Here is a 21,433-nt window from a genome sequence, read left to right as displayed (position 1 = left end):
TGCATTTTGCATCTTGTAAACATTTTATATAGTCATTCAAAACAAAATTTCAAGTCAATCTGATCAATTTAATCAGAATTCCACCATTTCATTACGAAAACCATCAATGAGGTGAGTTAAATCTCGGTGCCATTCTCTTAAAATTTTAGTATCAGGCAACCATGCTTGTGGTGTTTGAGTGACTTTAATAATCAAATTTGAAGATGTTTCATCTTCTGGTTCAGGTGCACTTGGCTCAGGTGCATATTGGCACAGACGATAAGCTCTTTTTAATTCCGCAATAAAACCACTTTTTGCAAGCTGTTGCATCACTACAACTTCTGGCGAAACTTGCCCTTTTGCCGCCATATTTTCTTCAATTGATTTTAGTGTCGGAGTAAGATCATTTAAACGATAATAACGCACCAGTTCTTGTAGAAATGCTAAAACTCCTCCATGCAGATGAAAAACTGCTGCTTCACGGTGCGCCTGCGCTTGTTGTACATTTTCACTCTGCTCTGCTTGCATACAAGAAAGGCGAGCAAAATAGAGTTTTTGATTGGTACGGTCTGCATGAAAGCGGGCTACACGTGACATGATTATTTCCTAGGATTTTGGCATTTATTACACACTTAGCTTAATCTTTATTGGAACAAATTCACAATAATTTATTGATGAATTCAAACTAAAAATAGCTAAGCCCCATTGTAAAATTATTTAGCAATGTAGTTATCCAATTCAGCTTTCCATTATCCAATAAAAAAAAGGAGCAATCTATGCTCCTTTCTATGCCACCATACTCAATTAAGCTTTTGGCTTATCTTCTGCCGCTTTGACACGAATACCAGCACCTTTCACTTTGAGTGTATTCAAACCTTTGATCGCTTTAATCGCTTCACGACCATTTGGCATTTCCACAAAGCCAAAGCCTTTCGACTTCTTGGTTTCTGCATCCATCACCACAACAGCAGACTCAACCGTACCAAAAGGTTTAAACAATTCAAGCAATTCCGCTTCTGTGACTGAACGCTCTAAGTTACGTACTAAAATTTTCATGATCAAACCTACAATATCTTCGCTATAGTTTAATCCAGATCAATGCCAAAATCTAAATTAATCTTGCCAAACAAATTAACAGTTTTTTAAAATATATTTCACATTCTAAAGGCTATATTTTGCAGAAGAAATTTAGAGTAAATACTCAAATCCACTCATCCAAAAATAATAACCATTCATCATATTTCATGACTCATTTCACTTACAAAATAGCAACTTAATTCTCATTAGCATGTTAATAAGAGAGCCGCTTAAAATCACGATTTTGGAACTTATGTTAAAATAAAAATAGATTAAATTTGATAGAAGTTATTATGTTACTTAATCGGAAAAGTGCTAATTCTCAACTCGGTTTTACTTTAATTGAAGTGATGATTACCGTCGTCATTATCGCGATTCTGGCTGCGATCGCGATGCCAACCTACACGAATTATATCAAACGTTCTAACATTAAAGCAGCACAGTCTGATCTAGTCACTCTCGGTTTAGTCTATGAAAATTTCTATCAACGTAACTTAAGCTATCCGAGTACGAGCTACACTTCAACAGCGACATTAAAAAGTGACTTTGCGCAGTGGTCTCCAACCAAAGAAGACTTTTTCGAATTTTCAGCAACGACTACTTCCGATCACAAAAGTTACACCCTCACAGCTACAGCTAAAAATTCGACAAATTTAAAAGGGTGTGTTCTAAGCATTAATGAAAAAAATGCTAGAACAGCTACTAGCTGTAATGGTGTGACATGGTAAAAACTCTATCTTTTCAAAGAGGTTTTAGCCTGATTGAACTGATGGTCACCATCACTATTTTGGCAATCCTCGTGACGGCAGGTTCCGCATTTACAGCACAATGGTCGAAGCAAGCAGAGTTAGACAAAGCAGTGATGTCCTTTAAAAGTGCAATAGACATTGCAAAATCAACAGCACTTCGTAATGAATACGCGACTGCTCAGGCTTTGCCCGCAACTCAACTCTGTCTTGATGCAAATACGAATGAATTAACTGTTAGAAAAGCGACTTCTACAGCATCAGCCAGTTGTAGCACACCTATTGTATTTAGTGCTGCTCTTAGCCCTTCAGTTGAAATCAAACATACTGTAACCGCATCAAATTTTAACTGTTTTGCTTTAAATAGCTCTGCTCAAGTTATTTCTGAAGTTACTGGAAACTGTAAAACACATTTAAATATTAGCATTCGCAATGGGAGTTTAAATGAAAATCTCATCTTCAATTAAAAGGCACCAACAGGGTGTTGGCTTAGTCGAAGCCTTAATTTCTATTGCTTTGTCTAGTATCGTCATTATGGGTGCTGCGTATAGCACGGGGAAAATATTAACCAGCCAACAGCAAACCAATTTTCAGTATATCGTGATCAATGAATTACAAGCACGTTTGCAAAATGCAAGCGTTGCGCAAAAAAGTAAATGGTGCGATGGAACTGAGGTTCCAAATATCGTGCTACCCAAAGAACAAACACCAACAGATATTGATGTCAGTTGTGATGCTGTAGATTTCACAATCAATAATGAAACAAATACGACGCTTAATCGTACTATTTCAGAGCAACAACCTGTTAAATTTGAAGTAAATAGTACGCTATTGGGTGGTAAGCTGACTGTAGGTGAATCACTCCAATGAATAAGCATGCTCAAGCTGGTGTGACTTTGATTAGTCTTTTAGTTGGGTTAGTCATTGCCATGATTTGTATTATTGCCGTGCTTACCACATACCGTGTCGTGGTTAAAACAGGTACAGAATCTCGCATTGCAGCAAATCATGACACCCAATTACAAATGGGCTTAACCAATGCACAAATGTTATTACAAAATGCTGGCTTTGGCTTAGATGGTACAACGCATTTAGTAACTAGTGTGAATATCACTGCGCAAGTAAATTCAGCCTCACAAACGATTAGCAATGCTGTTTTGTGGCGATTTCAAGGTAACGATGGTGTTACTTGTCAAGGTTTGGCAGACATTAAAAATGCAGATAACACTCAACGGCAATTGGTATTACTCAGTGGCATAACTACTGGCAGTACACTTTGTGATTCCACAACAAATTTAACGGCTTTAAAATGGCAAGTGCAAAGCAGTCTTGCCAACTTACGAGACTATTCATCAGATCAGTCTAACCCCGCTCAAATCATATGGCAAAAGACAAATGCTGCATGTACGCCTTATGGTGCAGGGAAACTTGATGAATCTACGCAACACGTAGTGATTAAAATTTCTTCTAAAACAAGTACACAACAAAGTGCTAATTTAAGCCCTGTTGAAGTTTCAGTGTGCTTAGTCAATATTTCTGTTTGATGGGGGCTTTGTCATGAATACTCAAAAACTAAATTTTTCTTCATCACAAAGAGGTTTTGCCTCTGTTTTAATTGTTTTGTTGGTTGGGCTCGCACTCGGCGGTTCTGTACTTGGAACAGCCTATTATTTAAAAAGTTCACAAAAAAGCTTAGTTGCGAGTCATGCACTTACCAACGCTCAATCGGGTGCTTGGACAGGGGTTGAGGTTTTACGACAGTATCTAAATAACTTGGATGGTGCGACAATTCTGAGTTTAAACAACAATAGTTTAAAGTTAAAAATTCAGGATGGTCGTGAACTCAAAGTCGATCATATTACTGCAACTCGAACCAGCACTTCACCAGAGGTTTATCAAGTTTCTGCTCAAGTACAAAACTTAAGTACACGTTCAGAAGCTTCTTCTACGATTCAAATTGTCTATGAGATTCGTCCTGATGCGACGTCTACACCTGGGGAAGACAACCCTGGGGGAAGTACTTCATTTCCAGAAGCAATGAACTTTTATGGCGATTTAACTGCGCAAGGCGGAATTCACTTATCCAACGGTGATAGTGAGCGTGCAGTCATCAATGTTGCAGGAAATTTTACTGCAAACTCTATCTCAGGCATTAAAACACTTAATGTCATTGGTGATGTAAATATCAATGGTGCAGGTATTCAAGGCTTAGAAAACATCTATACGAATGGGAATGTTAACTTAAATGGTAGTGGTTCAGTCAAACTAATTTCTGCAAAAGGCAAGGTAACAACTGGTGGTTCATGGTCAGCGGATGATATCTATGCAGATCAAGATGTTACGATTGCTAGTAGTAGTACATTCAAAACCATTGATACAAAAGCATCATTATTGGTCAGTGGCAATTCAAACATTAACACTGCAACTGTAGGTCAGAAAATTACAGTCAACAATGGTTCAATTCAAAAAGCTTTAGCAAACTCAGACATAAAATACAATGTTTGGAATGAGTTAAATAGCGCTAAAAGTGGTGCAACCTTTAGTTGTGTAGGAGGTAGTTGGAATAATTTTTCAAGTCTTTCTGCTGTAGGCTTTACAAATTGTCCAAATTTACCTGAAAAAATGAAGTTTCTTACAGCAGGAACAAAAGTCGCTTTTCCAACTGGAGCTATTGCAACTGTAACTATGACAGGTAAGCCATTAGTCAATGCACATGTCTATGAACAACAAGCCAATTATGTATTTGATGTTGATAGCCAAAATAGAATTGTAGTATATGTACGTCATGTTGAAGGTATTGAAGACGGTCAATATTTCCTAGCAAAAAATGGCAATTTGTGGGGAGCTTTGTGCCGTACTGTGGAAAGCTCTTCTAATAAGAAAGAAACCGACCCCACTTGTACTTCTGAAAGCGTCACTAATTTACAACATAAAAACCTAACTTGGTTTAAAAAAATTATTTCATATGCTTCAGGAACTTGGAGTTTAGAAGATTACCAAAAAGAAATCACATCGATTGCACCAGGAGTTATACTATTTAAAGGCAATATCAACATCCCACAAGGTAAGTATAGTAATACTATTATTGCAACAGGCAATATTAACTATGGTGGAAGTGTAACATTAGATGCTCCTAACTATGCTGGTGCGAATACCACATGTCTTGCAAATTATTTTAAAATGCCAACTAATTTATGTCGCTCTAAAGTTGAACTTATTCCAGCCAGTATTGGTAATATTGCATTACTTTCTGGTTCTTGTAGCAATTCATCATCACTTGAAGCATGTGAAGCGAATTATCTAGGTGGCAATATTACATTGGGTGGTTCTGCAACCATCCAAGGTAATATCATTGCTGGTAATAAATTGATCACAGGTGGTTCAACTAATATCAAAGGTTCTATTCTAGCTGCTGCTCATACATCAGATAAACAATCCTCTCTAGGTGGATCTACCAATATTGATTTTGATGGTAAAGATCAAGATGATACAACCATCATAATCCCTGGCGGTGATGGCGATGATGAGGAAGCTCCTAGCTCTGGTTCTTCAGAAAAAGCAAAAATCCGTTGGGCACGTTATATCTAAGTACTGATCAAAATAAAAAATGAGGAGAACGATCTCCTCATTTTTTTGCTTAATCCAGATCAATGCCAAAATCTAAATTAATCCGCTTCCGTTCGATCAAAGCACTTTTTACCGTTTGTTCACGCTGACGATAATGGGTTTCAGTGGTGCATAAATTTCGAGTTAAATCATTGAGAAAATAGCTTTCCACCTTACGACCTTTTTCATCAGTTTGAGTATGCGCCCAAAAACTTAAATTTTGTTTGGTTAATATCAACTCATTTTGCGCACGGGTTAACGCCACATAGAGCACACGGCGTTCTTCTTCCACTTCGTCAAAATCACCTTGCGCACGTGCGTGTGGATATTGCCCTGCGGAGACATTCGCCACATAACAGACTTTTTGTTCAGTTCCTTTAGCGGAATGAATGGTGATTAAAGTTACCACATCATCTTGCGACTGACGTTCAATTTCAGAAATAGACACAGGATCAAGTACATATTCCTCTAAAAACTCACTCAGTTGTGAATGTTTAGAAGCAAGTTGTTTTACAAGATCAAAATCACCCACCCGTTTATGCCAATCTTTCTTGGCATAATTTTCTTCAAGTTGATTGAGAATGGCTTCGACACCGAGTTTGACACAAGCTTCTACTTCAGTTTTGAGTACTGACATTTGCTTCATAATCAGCAGAGTATTGTCAGGAATCCGCCCAAATTTTTCTAATTTCTCAAATAGTTTATCTAAGTCGGATTCGAGTAAAAGTTGCTGTGCAAGCTTACTTGCGCCAACATCACCGACACCATTCCATAGGGTTAAAAAGCGCATCCACGCAATATCATCCATTGGATTGGCGATCACACGGAGTAAACTCAACAAGTCTTTAACGTGTGCAGTTTCAAGCAATTTCATTCCACCAATAAAACGATATGGCACATTGGCTTGGATAAATGCCGCCTCGATATGTCGTGCCGCAAAAGCGGAACGTACCAAGACCATGTGATCATTCCATGCAGCCGCTTCAAGCAAATGCCGTTCTTTAATGTCGATGGCAATCCATTTTGCTTCATCAAACTCATTGGGAAAGACGTGCATTTTCGGTTTAATGCCATCACCGCGATAGGCTTCTAATTTTTTGTCGTAATGAATTTCGCTTTGATCAAGTAACCAATTAGACAGGTCTAAAATTTCTTGGGTAGAACGATAATTTTTTTCCAGTTTGAAAATTTCTGCATCAGGCACTCGATCTTTGAAATGGTGAATATTTTCAAAGTCCGCACCACGGAATCCATAAATCGACTGTGCATCATCCCCCACACAGAACAATGAAGTTTTGTCTTTCAGTGGTTCTAAAATCGCCCATTGCAATGGATTGGTGTCTTGCATCTCATCCACGAGCATGTGTTGACACAGCCCTGCTACATAATCAGTCAAGCCCTCAGACTGCGCCAAACCTGAAGCCACCACAGCCAAAATATCGTCATAATCCAGAAAATAACGTGTACGTTTTCGGCTTTCGTACTCTTTCATAATCTCAGCAATTTGATCTTTATATTCTAAAAATTCAGGCAGTTGTTTTTCTAAAGCCAAACTGAGTTTTTGACGCGTATTGCGCGCGAATGAATAGAGGTCGCAAAGCTGTTGTGGCTTCGGCAATGCGTTTGGATTTTTCTTATCATCTTTACCACGAATCAAACGGAATAACATCAATTGGTCATCACGATCAATAATTGAAAATTGTTCTAATCCAAAGGCTTTTGGCACACGGCGCAAGAGGTACATGCAAAAGGTATGAAATGTCGAAGCACGTAAGCCTTTGGCTTGATCACCCAAAGCGAGTTCCACACGTGCCACGATTTCACTCGCAGAACGGCGGGTAAAAGTCAGGATTTGGATTTGATTGGCAGGCACACCTTGATCAATCAGATATGCTGCACGTGCCACGATGGTTTTGGTTTTGCCACAACCTGCCCCTGCAAGTACTAAACTGTGTTTTGTTTCAGTCGTAGCAGCTTGTTTTTGTTGAGGGTTTAATTCATTGATCAGGTTGGCTAAACTCATGGGTACTCATCGTGTTGTGGATGAAGGTAGTTTAGCAGAGCTATCGTGAAATAAGGCAGTTTCGGTTAATTATAGAAAGTACTCTTCCATATTCGTAGGATTCTTTCATAGACCTAAATTAATTAAGTTATTCAATTTGTTAAGAATACCACCCTTATATAAATTATAATAACAGCTATCAAAATCAGCAATGATTATCATATTTTTATTTAGATAGCATTGAAAATTATGACCGCTTAAACCATGTACTCTATAATGTTCATTATCACTTTTAAACTTATTCTGCTCTGGGATGCGAATTTCTTTTTCAACAGTTTCAAAATATTGTTCGTTTTCTTGATGCCAAAAAAAACTATAAATCAGAAAACTTTCAATATTATGATAATAAGCCGGCAGTGATTTTTTCTGATATCCATAAACAAAGATTTCCCCTGTAAAATTATCTATACATAAAAATTCATCATTGAAATCATGACCAAAATAAGTAGTTCCTAGAGGAAGTTTTTCTTCGTCATGCATTTCATCAAATGGAAACTGAACAGAAGAGTAATAGTTTTTAAACCGATCAAATGTACAATCAGCAAACATACTTGTTAACAATGATGAACTATTTCCATATTTCATTAGAAAATTTTGATGATCCAACCTAATATCGATATAATTTTGTTCCAAAAAGTGATCAACATGCTCTTGATTAATACCTTGCAGTTTTAAATAGTGCATCATTAAGAAATTTATTAAATCATTTTTATTAGTCACAAATGTCACCTTTGAACCGTCAATATTTTCTTTCTTGCACAATTAAACGGACAATATTCTCACAAGCTCTTTCCAAATTCTGCTCACCATTTTTCAAAGCTGTTTGCAGATCACATGCACCATCCACAATGCCGAAAATAGCAGTAAATCCTTCATCATAAAGCTCTTCAATGCCTTCACCGACATAGCCTGCAAAAGCAATCACAGGCTTATTGAAACGCTTTGCCACTTGCACCACACCAAATGGGGTTTTGCCAAACTTAGTCTGAAAATCAATACCCCCCTCACCTGTAAATACATAATCTGCTTGAGCAATTTTTTCAGCAAGTTGGGTTTCTTCAATAATGATTTCCACACCAGAACGAATACTTGCACCTGCAAAAGCCATCAAGCCAAAACCCAAACCACCTGCTGCCCCTGCACCGTTAATATTCTGTTTTTCAATGTTTAAAGTAGATTCAACCAAATCAGCAAAATGCTTTAAGTTTTGATCTAAGATTTTGACCATTTCAGGGCTTGCACCTTTCTGTGGCGCAAAAATATAGGATGCACCATTTTCACCACACAAAGGATTATTCACATCACTTGCAATGATAATCTCAGTCTGTTTTAAACGAGCATCCAATTCCGAAAGATCAATGCTTTGAATCTGATCAAGCTGACCACCGCCCAAGGCAACGGATTGACCAAGCTCATCTAAAAACTTTGCACCCAACGCTTGTGCCATACCCGCACCTGCATCATTGGTGACACTACCACCTAGTCCAATGATGATTTTCGATACACCCAAGTCCAATGCAGCTTTAATCATTTCCCCTGTGCCAAAAGTTGAAGTATATAAAGGATTACGTTGTGACTTTTCGATCAGGTGAATACCATTGGCAAGTGCCATTTCGATCACAGCCGTTTGATCATTTTCAATCAGACCGAAATAGGCTTGGACTTTTTGCTGAATCAATGGTCCTGAAACTTCGATGTAGACTTTGCGTCCATTTCGTGCAGAAACCAAAGCATCAACTGTTCCTTCTCCACCATCTGCCATCGGTACATGAATGATGTTTGCATCAGGTATAACTTTTTCAATACCACGTTGCATAGCCAAGCAAGCTTGTTCAGCTGTCATACTTTCTTTAAATGAATCGGGAGCAAGGATAAAAGTCGTCATGTTCCATCATGTAAGTTGTTGGTCTAAGCCTATTATTAACATGATTTTTCAATCAATTGGCTTATTTTATATCTTTTTATAATTTGCTTATTTTTGTTTCACTTTTTTATCCTCACTGCGAAAATATAGCCGAATAAAGAACAGCAAAAGTGCTACGACTATTGCCAAGATAATGCCAATTCCTGAATCTATTTGAATTCCATCTGCTTTTAACTCATTGATCATAAAATATAAAACTGATCCAATCGCGGTAAGCGTAAATGAAATTTTATAAGCTTTATTCATCATTTTTATAAAATCTAAACAGTGTTTGAAAATTTTAGCGATAAAATAAAGTATAACCAATAATGAAAGTGTAAATCCCATGTCACGTGTCAATCTCGGTAAAACCGCACCTGAACTGTATAAAACAGTGCTTGAACTTGAAAATTTATCCGTGCAAAAAGTGAAACAAGCAGGTTTAGATCTTGGTTTCTCACATCTGTTAAAATTACGTGCTTCGCAAATTAATCAATGTTCTTTTTGTGTACGTATGCATACACAAGATGCAATCAAGGCAGGTGAGTCTGTAGATCGAATTGCTTTGATCAGTGCGTGGCGAGAAAGTCAGTATTTTTCAGATAAAGAACGTGCTGCCTTAATTTTGATTGAAGAAATCACATTGATTGCACAACAGCATTTCCCTGATGAAGCCTATGCAACCGCGAAAGAAGTATTGAATGATGACGAAATTACGGCGATTGAATGGATTGCGATTGTCATTAATACGTGGAATCGTATTGCCATTTCAAGTCAATATAAAGTGGCGCCTTGAGCAAAACAATACAATCTTAAATTTTAAATAAACTTAAATTTTTCAAAGCTAAAACAAAAATGCCCAACATATTTATTGATTGGGCATTTTATTCATTTAAAAAATAATCAATGACTTGCTGGTGGTATCTGCTTAATTGCAGCAGCAAAAGTCAGATAGTTTACTCCTTGAAATAAAATATCCACACCAAGAAATAATCCTAAAACCCAAAACGGAGCATCAGGCGAAGCTAAAATAATTGCACCTGTCGCCAAAGTCAGTAAACCTGAAAATAATGTCCACCCCCAACCTGACATCGGTTTCAACATAAAGGCATTAAAAACTCGAATAAAACCGCCAATTAATAAAGCAATCGCTAGTAGATTGGTCAACACCACAGCCGTAGTAATCGGAGATTTAAACGCATAATAACCAGCGATCAAATACAGTATTCCGAACAATGCCCAAAGCCAACGAAAGCCGCCATCAAAGATTTTAAAAGCAGCAATTAAATGAATCACTCCACCGATCATCATCAGGACACCAAACAAGACGACAACTGTTAATGTTGCCATACCCAATGAGGCAAGTAGTACCAAGCCAAAGATGACCAAGACCGCACCCAACAATAAATACCATTTCCGATTTTCATGCAATTGATGACGGACTATATCATTTCCCACAGTACGCATATTTGTTCTCTTGGTTGTTATTGATTCATTTGATTTTTAATCCGATTCAATTTTTTGTCTGTATAAGATATGCATCTGACATGTGGATAGATTCTATCTTATCCACAGTTCTGAGCATCATGAATACTTCTTATTTAACCCATCCCATTTCTTGGGCAGTTAAACGACTAATCATCGTATCTTCTAGACCATCAGGTGTTTTACTCTTTATTGGTGATAATGGAATATATCCACCCATAATTTCTGCACGACTTTGCGGATATAGAGGTTTTTGTTCTGGATTTGCATAACCCGTTGGATTGATCGGTTGTCCAGTCGCAAAATCATATTTATCTTTTGCCCCAAAGATATGTAAAAGCTCATGAACTAAAACTACTTTATTGCTTGAACTTTGCTTTTTTGAGGCGAATAAATTTACCATGCCAATACGACCACGCTCTAAAGCAGTTGAATGTTTTAGGCTATTTTGCAATTTAGGATCATGATAATTTAAATAAAGTGTGACAGATGGCGAGCCATCACCGCCCTCATGTTGTTTCCACGCATAGAAACGGAATTTCAAACTCCATAAAATTGCATCTAAAGCACTACTTGTTTCAGGTGGTTTGGGTGGTAATGTTTTTAGCTCACGCCCCAATCGAAAATAAAATGAAATCGGTTACCCTCTAAATTCTTTGGACTGAAGCTGTAAATAGTTTCGCATTTCATCCAAATCATCGATAGAGATTTGTTGAATATAATGTTCCGTTACAGGTTGACCATCAACATTGATCGGATGTAATAACACCACGATTGGTTTTGTCCAATCTTGATTCATGTCTCGCCACGCATTCATACCGACGATCAAGAGAATGATGAGTAATAGGGCAACTCTAATTTTTTTCCACATTTCAGTCCCTTTTGAATAAGATGATATCAAGTATCAATAATCATGGTGCAATAGATGCTGAGATCACTGCTTAGTATTCATTTCCCATATAAACCCTACTTAATAATTAAACATATTTACATGTCAACGTGAGATAAAAAATGCCCACCAAAGTGAGCATTTTTTATATTTTCAAATAGTTTAAAGCTTAAGCCTCAACCCATTTTCCATCGTTATAAACCAACGACCATTTGGTTTGCTTACCTTCAGGCGTTTCAGAACCAATATACTGAGCTTGGTTTTTACGACTGAATTTCACTAAAGTCGGGTTACCCTCTGGATCTTGATCTGGTGCTTTCAATATAAACTGATATTTCGGATCAAGTTGATCTGCCACAGTACGTAATTCGGCAACTTTTGGCGCACGTGTTTCACGTACTTTCGGGAACTTACTCGCCGCTAAGAATAAACCTGCTGCACCATCACGAAGTACAAAGAAATCATCATGTTTGGTCGAACGTAAATGTTCCATTTTGATTGGATCTACACGTGGAGGTGCAGGCTGACCATTTTTCAGAACTTTACGGGTATTGTCACAACTCATACATGCGAAATAAGGACCGAAACGACCAGTCTTTAACTGCATTTCACCATCACATTTGTCACATGGAATGGTTGGACCATCATAACCCTTGATTTTGAACTCGCCTTCTTCAAGCTCATAACCATTACAGTCAGGATTATTACCACAAATATGTAATTTACGACCACCGTCGATCACATAACTGTCCATTGCCGTACCACAGACAGGACAACGTTTTTTCGACATCAAATCTGCGGTTTCAGCGCCATCATCATCTGACAAAGCGGCAAGTGATTCAACAGGCGTTAAATTCAGTGTGCCTTTGCAACGTTCTTTTGGTGGCAAGTTATACCCTGAACACCCTAAGAATACGCCTGTTGTTCCTGTACGAATCTGCATTGGACGTTCACATTCTTTACAGTGAACCGCTTCCACTTCGACAGGCAAATTACGGCGCATGCCGTTCTCGCCTTGAGCTGTAGTTAAACGTTGCTTAAAATCGCCATAGAAGCTGTCTAAGAGCTCTTTCCAGTTACGTTGACCATCTGCAACCTTATCCAACTGCCCCTCTAAATCCGCAGTAAATGCGTAATTCATGAGGTTATTGAAGTTTTCATCTAAACGGTCGGTGACGATCTCGCCCATTTTTTCTGCATAAAGACGACGGTTATCCAGTTTCACATAACCACGATCTTGAATGGTCGAAATAATCGCAGCATAGGTCGAAGGACGACCAATACCTTTTTTCTCTAATTCTTTGACCAATGATGCTTCGGTAAAACGTGCAGGTGGCTTAGTAAAATGTTGTGATGGATCTAATTTCTCAAGTTTAAGTACTTCACCCACTTTAACTGCTGGAAGCAGTACATCATCATCCGATTTGTTTTGACCACGAACTTTGGTAAAACCATCAAACACTAAAGTACGACCTTTGGCTTTAAGCTCTACACCATTGGCATCGACAAGAATGGTTGATGATAAATATTCCGCAGGTGTCATTTGGCATGCGACAAATTGACGCCAAATCAAGTCATATAAGCGTTGTGCATCACGCTCCACACCTGCCAAGCTATCGCCTTTGAATGAAACATTCGATGGACGGATTGCTTCATGGGCTTCTTGCGCGCCAGCTTTATTGCCATAACGGTTTGGCTTTGCAGGTAAGTATTTCGCACCAAATTCTGTTTCAATATGGTTACGCACCATATTGACTGCGTCATCACTCAAGAATGTTGAGTCGGTACGCATATAGGTAATGAAACCTGCTTCATACAAACGCTGTGCAAGCATCATGGTTTTCTTTACAGAATAACCGAGACGTGTACTCGCTGCCTGTTGCAAAGTCGAAGTGATATATGGCGCACTTGGATTGACCTTGGTCGGTTTATCTTCACGTGTTGACACCTTATATTCAGCATCATTTAAAATTTTCAATAATGCATCGGTTTGTGCTTTATTTTGTAATTTTAAAGTCTTACCACCTTGCTTCACTGCTTCAAGGCGAATGTCGTCTTTTTTCGATTTGGTATCTGCAAATACTTGCCAATATTCTTCAGGAATAAACGCACGAATTTCACGTTCACGCTCAACCACAAGTTTGACCGCAACAGACTGTACTCGCCCTGCTGAAAGGCCACGGGCAATTTTTTCCCAAAGCAGTGGCGATACCATAAAGCCTACAACACGGTCTAAGAAACGACGTGCTTGTTGTGCATTTACACGGTCTATATCTAAGCGTGTTGGCTGTTTAAATGCTTCTTGAATTGCATTTTTGGTAATTTCGTTAAACACTACACGATGGTAACGTGAATCATCACCACCAATCACTTCTCTTAAGTGCCAAGCAATCGCTTCCCCTTCACGGTCCAAATCCGTTGCGAGGTAGATAGCATCTGCATCTTTAGCAAGTTTTTTGAGTTCAGCAACTACATTTTCTTTGCCTGGAAGCACTTCATACTTGGCTTTCCAACCATGCTCAGGATCGACACCCATTCGGTTGACCAAAGCGGTTTGTGCTTTTTCAGCTTTTTGTTCATCCGTCAGTTTGGCACGTGAAACAGGTTTTTTTTCTGTTGTTTTACTTGAGCCACCTGTAGGCAAATCGCGAACGTGACCTACCGACGACTTTACAATGTAGTCTGAGCCTAAATATTTATTAATCGTTTTCGCTTTTGCAGGCGATTCCACAATCACGAGCGCACGTTTTTTTCCAGCTTCGGGAGAAGTTGCTGCCGTGCTTTTGGATGCAGATCGAGGAGCGTTCGCCATAATAAACCACTGTTCCTATTATTAAAGTTAAATTTCAGCCAATTTCAGCAAATATGCTTTCATATCTTCAAGTTGGGTTGCTCTAAGGTCAGATGCTTCATCCCAATACAGCCCTACACAATTCGCCTGCATATCAATAGCATAAATCCCTTTTAATGCAATGGGAAAATCTTTAAATTTCTCATCGCCTTGAATCACTTGAAGCTTTTGATCTTCGACACGAAAGCGCATTAAAGGCAAACGAGCATCTGGAATCAATACACTATAATAAGCCACCATACTCGCACGAGATTCAGTTGCCATGGGAACTTTAGTCCAATCTGGCGCAGCCACTAAACGGGGGTGCAATCCCATCTTTCTCGCTTTTTCTCGCATTAAGCCTAATGCTTTTTCTCTAGGGCTTACGCGTAAGCCAAAAATTGAGCCCAATACAAAAACAATAATAATGAGCGCAACCCAAAGACCAGTGTGTTCCATAGTTCACCTTTTAATTCCTATATTAGAGTTGCATAAGCTGAATATAAAACGCAAGTTTGTCTGATAAATAATTTGCATGATGTCGGAAATGAACCATAAAAAGCATAATCATTTGTTTGAATTTATGAACATTTTATATAAAACAGTACATTTTTAAATTTCAGCATGTTCTAATGTTTTATACAAAATTACGCTAAGTCATAACTGCAACCATTACACGGACTCAAATATATCTCGCATATTTGACGTTTCTTAGACTGTTTTTGCGAATATTTACATCCTTCAAAACTTAGTTCAAATACATCTCATGGCTATACACTACTTCATGCCCATTCCAATAAATATAACCCTTTTCAATCAACTCTTTGAGCAATAAACGAATATCTGACTTAGGGAACATCTGTTCGAGTAAATCACGTAATTCGTAAATATCTTTGGGTTTATTGGTTTTTAAATCATTGAGCTTTTGAATCACTTCAATTTGTACTGGATCAATTTTATCAAAGTTTTTAAATAGGACCTTTTGCACTGCTTCAACTGAATCTTGCTGATCAATCTCAGTCAGCACTTGTTGAGAATCCCCACGTAATTTTTCTAAAATTTGATCTATTTTCTCTAGCTTCATTCGTGATGGAGTTGCAGTATCCTTTGTTTCTGTTTCAACAACAGGATGACCTAATTCCAACTCAGTCCATTCTTTCAATACTTTTTTACGGTAGGCAACTTGCTCATCGATACGTTTGACTATTTTTAAATTGATCAACATACCTACCAAATGCTGTGCTTTTTCAGGAACGATTTGTAAAATATTAGCCACAGAGTTTCTAAGTTTTTCAACTGTATTCGGCTTTCCTGTCATTTTACCCAAAGCGTCACAATACTTTTTGACCATCTGTAAATACGGTTTTTCTTGGATTGTTTGTATGCTTGGCAATACAAGCGTAGTTGCTGATGTTTCGGCTTCAACTTGAATCAAGCTACAATGCAAATCTGAACTACGTATCATATCCAACAACATGTCACAACTTGGCATGGCTGAAATTACATCAATATGTGTTTCAGGCTCAACCAAAGCCATCAATTGACCTGTCACCACAGCATATTCAAATTCTTTCTCTATCGCTTCAGGTGTTTCAAGAATCACCACTTGACCACTCACGACCCAACTTGAAAATTCAGTTAAATCTTCAAGTGAATACTGAAACTGACCTGCACAATTAAATAAGTATAAAGTTGGATAATGCTCGACCATATTTCTCAGCAATTTTGCTGATGGCATATTATTTTCAAGGTCAAGGAGTACAACTTTATCGTGCATCATAAAAAATGATCAATTTTGAAAAAGAAAGCATTACAACGAGGTTTAGACAAAAGGTCAAATAAAAAATGAATTTCTAATGACTCCTATCCGAATAGCCCTCACACAGCTGAATCATTAATAATGCGGAGGGCGATTGGTCATCGGATCAAATGCTGCAATACCTTCTGACAAATCCGAAGATTCCACACGTTGATACAACAACTGCATTTGTTTTTTTAAATCAGCAATTTCTAAGCTCTGTTGTGCAACCTGATCATTTAATTGTTCGACTAAATCATCTAAAAATGCAATTCGGACTTGCAAATCTTCTATGGGTGCGGAAAATGACGCCTGATCATCAAGATTTTTCTGTTTAGTCATTTTTTAGTCCTCACTGTGGGATGTTTAGGAAACCGTATGGCCTATATTACTATAAGGGATGTCCAACTTGCGTTTGGTGGACCTGCCCTACTCGACGGCGCAAACTTCAATTTAGAACGTGGCGAACGAGTCTGTTTGATTGGTCGTAACGGTGAAGGTAAGTCAACTTTACTCAAACTAATTGAAGGAAGCTTACTCCCTGATCAAGGTGAAATTGCCCTACAAAACGGCATCACCATTTCCATGCTTGCCCAAGATGTTCCTATGGACTCTGGCAAAGTTGCTGACATTGTTGCCGAAGGTGCTGGTGAAGCTGCTCAAGTATTGAAAGAATACCATGAAGCGAGCGATGCATGTGTACTCGGTGACATGGATGCCTGTGACCGCATGGGGAATTTACAACATAAGCTCGATTTACTCGATGGTTGGGCACTCGAAACCAAAGTGAACTCTATCCTCAGTAAAATGGGCTTAGATCCTGAAGCGGATTTGGCGGACTTATCTGGTGGTCGTAAGCGTCGTGTCTTACTAGCACGTGCCTTACTCACTCAACCTGATGTGCTATTACTCGACGAACCAACCAACCATTTGGACGTTGAAAGTATTGAATGGTTAGAAAAATTCTTACTCGATCAAAATAATCTAACTTTGCTTTTCATTTCGCATGACCGTGCATTTGTAGATAGTATTGCAACGCGTATTGTCGAATTAGATCGTGGGCAATTGCGTAGCTATGAAGGTAACTATTCACGTTATCTTGATCTGAAAGCACAGCAAATGGAAGCTGAAGAAAAACAAAATGCTTTATTTGATAAAAAATTGGCGGAAGAAGAAGTTTGGATTCGCCAAGGGATCAAAGCACGTCGTACCCGTAATGAAGGTCGTGTCCGTGCCTTAAAAGCCTTACGTGAAGAATCGAAAGCACGCCGCTCACAACAAGGTAAAGTGAGCATGGCAACCCAAGAAGCCAATCGTTCAGGTAAAGTAGTCTTTGAGATTGAAAATCTTCAAGTCACTTTTGGCGACAATGCACCGATTATCAAAGATTTCTCAGCATTGGTACTTCGTGGCGACCGTATTGGCTTAGTCGGTGATAATGGTGTCGGTAAAACCACACTGATTAAAGCGATTTTAGGTGAGCAAGAGCATAAAGGTACAGTTAAAACTGGTACACAACTTGAAGTGGCTTATTTTGACCAATTACGTAATGCGCTTGATCTTGAAAAATCAGTCAAAGATAACGTTTCAGAAGGTTCTGACCATGTCGATGTAAATGGTAGCCGTCGTCATATCTACAGCTATTTACAAGACTTTTTATTCTCACCAGAGCGCGCACGCACACCTGTAAAAGCACTTTCAGGCGGTGAACGTAACCGTATTCTTTTAGCAAAACTTCTACTCAAACCATCAAACCTCATTGTAATGGATGAGCCAACCAATGATTTGGATATGGTGACTTTAGAGTTGCTTGAAGAAATGCTCGGTGGTTATAAAGGTACATTGCTTCTCATCTCGCATGACCGTGCCTTTATGGACAATGTCGTGACATCAACTTGGGTCTTTGATGGTAAAGGCAATATCGACGAATACATCGGTGGTTATCAAGATTACCTAGAACAACGTCCTGACCAAACGGCTGTAGACCAGAAAAGTGCGGTGAAAAAAGCGATTGCCAAAGCGGAAGCTGCTGCTGCACCTGTTCAAGCTGCACCAAAGAAAGTTAAATTAAGCTATAAAGATCAACGTGCTTTAGAACAACTTCCACTTGAAATGGAAGCTTTGGAAAAAGAACAAGCTGAGATCAATGCAAAACTTGCAGATGGTTCGCTCTTTGTTTCTGACAATGCACAAGCCATGAAACTTTCTACGCGTTTGGCTGAAATTGATGATTTGTTGCTAGAAAAATTAGAGCGTTGGGAAGAGCTAGAAGAAATGACCAAAGGTTAATTCTACATTTCCAATTTAGATAAAACTCCGCCACCGCGCGGAGTTTTTATCTTTCTCATTTTAAATTAATCAATCAATCCATAAAAATACTTTTGTAAATAGCTACTTAATTCCCAACCAAGCAATGGGCTTCATGAGCCAAAGCGACAATTTTCTCAATAGTTGATCAAAAAATTGCTGTTGTAAAATCCAACAGGTCAGAATAGATAAAACTATACAAATTCCAATCTCGACAAAAATATTAAAATCTAACTGCCAATAGCGAGCAATCAATATCACCACAAAACCATGAAGTAAATAAACAGGTAAAGTATTTTTCCCAAGTTGAATAAACCGAGGATTTAAGAGTTTAACCCATGCAAAAATAGCAAAAATACCAAGACTCGAAGTCAGTAATAAACTTGCTCTGATCCACGTACCATCCCATGAACTGACCTTGAGTTGTGCATAGTTCAAACTTCCATAAAGCCAGTATGGGTTGATTTGTGAGAAATACACATAACTCACAATACCCAAAATAATCTGCCCACCTAAAACAGTTGCGAATTTAAATTGTTGTATCTTTTGTAGAATACTCTTGCCGTAAACCACACCGATCATAAAAAATGGGAAGAAAGTAAAAATTCGCCCGATTGAATATTGATAATTATTCCAAGGGCTTAAACCTATACACAGCGCAAGAATAAGTGAAATAATGACTGGAAATTTAATTTTGATGAACAGATGCGCCAGTAATGTCCAAAGCATCATGCCTTGCAAATACCATAAAATCCAATACGGTCTTTCAAAAATATTCCAGTTGAATTTGAACTGCCCCGACCAAATTGCATCAAAAGCTGGGAATAGAAATTGGAATGGTAAATATAGAGATACAAAGAAAAAAATATTTTTGAGCCAGTTTTTATCTTTAAATAAAATGCCTGAAACGAGAATAAAAGCAGGCATATGAATAAAATAAATTGTGCCTAATAAAGTATGTGCGATTGGGTCTTTCCAACCTATCATTCGTTCGAGGAAATGTCCTAAAACCACGAGAAATATCAACGTTGCTTTACAACTGTCTAAATACGAATCTCTCATGGCGATTTCTGTCTAAATAAATTGGATTATATACCGAGAACTTGAAAGTGGTTCTGATCAATTTCCGCCAGTAACTGTCGATAAATTTTAAAGTTTTCAAGATCAAAACAAACAAAATTTATTTCTTCGACGGATTCAGCATATTTAAAAAAATCAACAATGGTTTTAATCACAATACTCGCAGCACTGACTTTTGGGAAATGATAAATCCCTGTGGAAATATTAGGAAAGGCAATTGTTTTCAGCTGATGTTGTTCTGCAAGTTTTAAGCTATTTAAATAAGCGTGTTGAAGTAATTCTTGCTCACCATGTTGTCCGTCTTGCCAAGTGGGTCCAACCGTGTGGATTACATAATTACTGGGCAATAAACCTGCTGTAGTGATGACGGCTTCACCAACTGCACAACTGCCCTGCTTTGCACGAATCTTTTGGCAGTCTTCTAAAATAGCAGAGCCCCCTTTACGATGAATTGCCCCATCCACACCACCTCCGCCAAGTAGCGAGGTATTGGCAGCATTGACAATTGCATCTACCTTTTGAATGGTAATATCACCCTGAATTAACCGTATTATTTTCATTCCCCATCCCTAGCACGTTCAATTTTCTTTCTGACTTTGAGTATTTTCTACTTTAAACCGCTTCATGCTACACTTCTTTCAGTTTCAATCACCCCCATATTTACAAAACTGCTATGAGTAAAAAGCATCAATACGAGTCTGGAAAGTTTTACTGGGCATTTTTGCATCCAAAATATTGGGGAATTTGGATCGCGATTGTATTTTTAATGATTCTGGCAATTTTGCCATGGGCGATTCAACATCGCTTAGCTACTTTACTTGGTCATCTCGCATTTAATGGGCTGAAGTCACGTCGTGAAACCACCATTCGTAATTTAGAAGTGTGTTTTCCTGAATGGTCTTCGGAACAAGTTTTAGAAAATTCTAAACAAGTTTTTGTAGATCAAATGGTGGGTGTATTTGAAACACTCAATGCTTGGTATTCACCACAATGGTTTAAAAATCGTGTAACGATTGAAGGTTTAGAACACATTCACCAAGCTAAGGCAGAAGGCAAAGGCATGTTGCTTTTAGGTACTCACAGCACCATGTTGGATGCGGGTGGTTATCTTTGTGCGCAATTCTTTGAGCCTGACGTGGTTTATCGCCCTCAGAATAATCCTCTATTAGATATGCTAATCTACCGTTGTCGTGCAACCATTTATAAAGCACAAATTGATCATGATGATATGCGTGGTTTAATTCGTCATCTTAAAGATGGGGATGCGATTTGGTACAGTCCAGATCAAGACTTCGGTTTAAAACAAGGTGTGATGGCACCCTTTTTTGGTGTGGAGGCTGCAACGGTTACTGCACATCGTCGTTTATTGAAAATATCCAAAGCAGTTGCGATTCCACTGTATTTTTATCGTCATGGCGATATTCGTAATCCAAAATATCATGTATTGATTGAACCTGCTGTTGAACCAATGCCGAGCGAGGATGAATTGACTGATGCAATTCGTGTCAATAAAATCATTGAAAATCAGCTTCGTATCGCACCGACTCAATATATGTGGTTCCACCGTCGTTTTAAAACACGCCCTGAGGGTTATGACAAAATTTATTGAGTTGATTATTGTTTAGAGTTGAAAGCATTTATATTCAAAATTAGGAGATCATTAAGATCTCC

The 21,433-nt window shown here is 38.3% G+C and carries 21 protein-coding genes and 1 pseudogene; 8 read left to right on the top strand and 14 right to left on the bottom strand.

The genetic code is table 11. From position 1 onward, the window contains the following. Positions 1–72: 72 nt before the first annotated feature. Entirely contained in the window at positions 73–576 is a 504-nt protein-coding gene (locus BEN71_RS03075) for a DUF6586 family protein (protein WP_068973680.1), read from the bottom strand. Positions 577–783: 207 nt separating this feature from the next. Then, positions 784–1,035: an RNA recognition motif domain-containing protein gene (locus BEN71_RS03070; protein ID WP_068973681.1), complete on the bottom strand. Its 252-nt coding sequence runs from the start codon at positions 1,033–1,035 to the stop codon at positions 784–786. A 314-nt stretch (positions 1,036–1,349) separates the two neighbouring features. On the opposite strand from BEN71_RS03070, the gene BEN71_RS03065 reads away from it, so the two are divergent. Genes BEN71_RS03065 through BEN71_RS03045 form a run of 5 tightly spaced genes read left to right on the top strand, consistent with a single transcriptional unit; the run spans position 1,350 to position 5,390 of the window. Beyond that, entirely contained in the window at positions 1,350–1,784 is a 435-nt protein-coding gene (locus BEN71_RS03065; protein WP_068973682.1) for a type IV pilin protein, read from the top strand. Then, positions 1,778–2,269 (top strand): pilus assembly FimT family protein, encoded by a 492-nt coding sequence (locus BEN71_RS03060; RefSeq protein ID WP_068973683.1) that lies wholly within the window; start codon positions 1,778–1,780, stop codon positions 2,267–2,269. The genes BEN71_RS03065 and BEN71_RS03060 overlap by 7 nt, the downstream gene beginning before the upstream one ends. Then, entirely contained in the window at positions 2,247–2,672 is a 426-nt protein-coding gene (locus BEN71_RS03055; protein WP_068973684.1) for a PulJ/GspJ family protein, read from the top strand. The genes BEN71_RS03060 and BEN71_RS03055 overlap by 23 nt, the downstream gene beginning before the upstream one ends. After that, complete coding sequence (locus tag BEN71_RS03050; RefSeq protein WP_068973685.1) at positions 2,669–3,346, top strand: PilW family protein; 678 nt, start codon at positions 2,669–2,671, stop codon at positions 3,344–3,346. The genes BEN71_RS03055 and BEN71_RS03050 overlap by 4 nt, the downstream gene beginning before the upstream one ends. Positions 3,347–3,359: 13 nt before the next feature. Beyond that, the gene (locus tag BEN71_RS03045; protein WP_068973686.1) at positions 3,360–5,390 is read left to right on the top strand and encodes a hypothetical protein; all 2,031 of its coding nucleotides are present in this window, start codon (positions 3,360–3,362) and stop codon (positions 5,388–5,390) included. Between the two features lie 49 nt (positions 5,391–5,439). Here the strand turns inward: BEN71_RS03045 and BEN71_RS03040 are convergent, their stop codons facing one another. The 4 genes from BEN71_RS03040 to BEN71_RS03025 all read right to left on the bottom strand — a co-directional run bounded on the left by BEN71_RS03040 (position 5,440) and on the right by BEN71_RS03025 (position 9,721). Beyond that, positions 5,440–7,431, bottom strand: coding sequence for an ATP-dependent helicase (locus tag BEN71_RS03040; protein WP_068973687.1), 1,992 nt, complete (start codon positions 7,429–7,431; stop codon positions 5,440–5,442). Positions 7,432–7,536: 105 nt separating this feature from the next. Further along, a complete protein-coding gene (locus tag BEN71_RS03035; protein WP_152033028.1) occupies positions 7,537–8,190 on the bottom strand; it encodes a hypothetical protein in 654 nt (217 codons plus the stop codon). 19 nt (positions 8,191–8,209) lie between these two features. Beyond that, positions 8,210–9,355: a glycerate kinase family protein gene (locus BEN71_RS03030; RefSeq protein WP_068973689.1), complete on the bottom strand. Its 1,146-nt coding sequence runs from the start codon at positions 9,353–9,355 to the stop codon at positions 8,210–8,212. A gap of 87 nt (positions 9,356–9,442) precedes the next feature. Further along, a complete protein-coding gene (locus BEN71_RS03025) occupies positions 9,443–9,721 on the bottom strand; it encodes a hypothetical protein (protein ID WP_086322670.1) in 279 nt (92 codons plus the stop codon). Here BEN71_RS03025 and BEN71_RS03020 point away from each other — a divergent pair. Then, the gene (locus tag BEN71_RS03020; protein WP_068973690.1) at positions 9,720–10,169 is read left to right on the top strand and encodes a carboxymuconolactone decarboxylase family protein; all 450 of its coding nucleotides are present in this window, start codon (positions 9,720–9,722) and stop codon (positions 10,167–10,169) included. The two genes, BEN71_RS03025 and BEN71_RS03020, sit on opposite strands and share 2 nt — an antisense overlap. 107 nt (positions 10,170–10,276) lie before the next feature. Here BEN71_RS03020 and BEN71_RS03015 read toward each other — a convergent pair whose 3' ends face one another. The 6 genes and pseudogenes from BEN71_RS03015 to BEN71_RS02990 all read right to left on the bottom strand — a co-directional run bounded on the left by BEN71_RS03015 (position 10,277) and on the right by BEN71_RS02990 (position 16,717). After that, positions 10,277–10,840 carry an HdeD family acid-resistance protein gene (locus BEN71_RS03015; RefSeq protein ID WP_068973691.1) on the bottom strand — a complete coding sequence of 188 codons (564 nt, stop codon included), beginning with the start codon at positions 10,838–10,840 and terminating at the stop codon, positions 10,277–10,279. A 130-nt stretch (positions 10,841–10,970) separates the two neighbouring features. Beyond that, positions 10,971–11,729 (bottom strand): annotated as a pseudogene (locus BEN71_RS03010) (hypothetical protein). 187 nt (positions 11,730–11,916) lie between these two features. Further along, positions 11,917–14,559, bottom strand: a complete 2,643-nt coding sequence (topA, locus tag BEN71_RS03005; RefSeq protein ID WP_068973692.1) for a type I DNA topoisomerase — start codon at positions 14,557–14,559, stop codon at positions 11,917–11,919. 27 nt (positions 14,560–14,586) lie between these two features. Then, positions 14,587–15,036 carry an ammonium transporter gene (locus BEN71_RS03000; RefSeq protein WP_068973693.1) on the bottom strand — a complete coding sequence of 150 codons (450 nt, stop codon included), beginning with the start codon at positions 15,034–15,036 and terminating at the stop codon, positions 14,587–14,589. 289 nt (positions 15,037–15,325) lie between these two features. Next, positions 15,326–16,354 carry a hypothetical protein gene (locus BEN71_RS02995; RefSeq protein ID WP_068973914.1) on the bottom strand — a complete coding sequence of 343 codons (1,029 nt, stop codon included), beginning with the start codon at positions 16,352–16,354 and terminating at the stop codon, positions 15,326–15,328. 117 nt (positions 16,355–16,471) lie between these two features. Then, positions 16,472–16,717: a SlyX family protein gene (locus BEN71_RS02990; protein ID WP_068973694.1), complete on the bottom strand. Its 246-nt coding sequence runs from the start codon at positions 16,715–16,717 to the stop codon at positions 16,472–16,474. Positions 16,718–16,753: 36 nt separating this feature from the next. Here BEN71_RS02990 and BEN71_RS02985 point away from each other — a divergent pair, with 36 nt between their 5' ends. Next, positions 16,754–18,664, top strand: coding sequence for an ATP-binding cassette domain-containing protein (locus BEN71_RS02985; RefSeq protein WP_068973695.1), 1,911 nt, complete (start codon positions 16,754–16,756; stop codon positions 18,662–18,664). A 102-nt stretch (positions 18,665–18,766) separates the two neighbouring features. On the opposite strand, the gene BEN71_RS02980 is transcribed toward BEN71_RS02985, so the two are convergent. Then, a complete protein-coding gene (locus BEN71_RS02980; RefSeq protein ID WP_068973696.1) occupies positions 18,767–19,744 on the bottom strand; it encodes an acyltransferase family protein in 978 nt (325 codons plus the stop codon). 26 nt (positions 19,745–19,770) lie between these two features. Continuing rightward, entirely contained in the window at positions 19,771–20,322 is a 552-nt protein-coding gene (locus BEN71_RS02975) for an O-acetyl-ADP-ribose deacetylase (RefSeq protein WP_068973697.1), read from the bottom strand. Between the two features lie 113 nt (positions 20,323–20,435). Between BEN71_RS02975 and BEN71_RS02970 the strand changes: the two genes are divergently transcribed. Continuing rightward, complete coding sequence (locus tag BEN71_RS02970; RefSeq protein ID WP_068973698.1) at positions 20,436–21,371, top strand: LpxL/LpxP family acyltransferase; 936 nt, start codon at positions 20,436–20,438, stop codon at positions 21,369–21,371. The last annotated feature ends 62 nt before the right edge of the window (positions 21,372–21,433 follow it).

It is taken from the genome of Acinetobacter wuhouensis, assembly GCF_001696605.3.
In the GTDB taxonomy this organism is placed as follows: Bacteria; Pseudomonadota; Gammaproteobacteria; order Pseudomonadales; family Moraxellaceae; genus Acinetobacter; species Acinetobacter wuhouensis.
The sequence above is the reverse complement of the archived record's forward strand: the minus strand, read 5'-3'. Positions and strand labels throughout refer to the sequence as shown.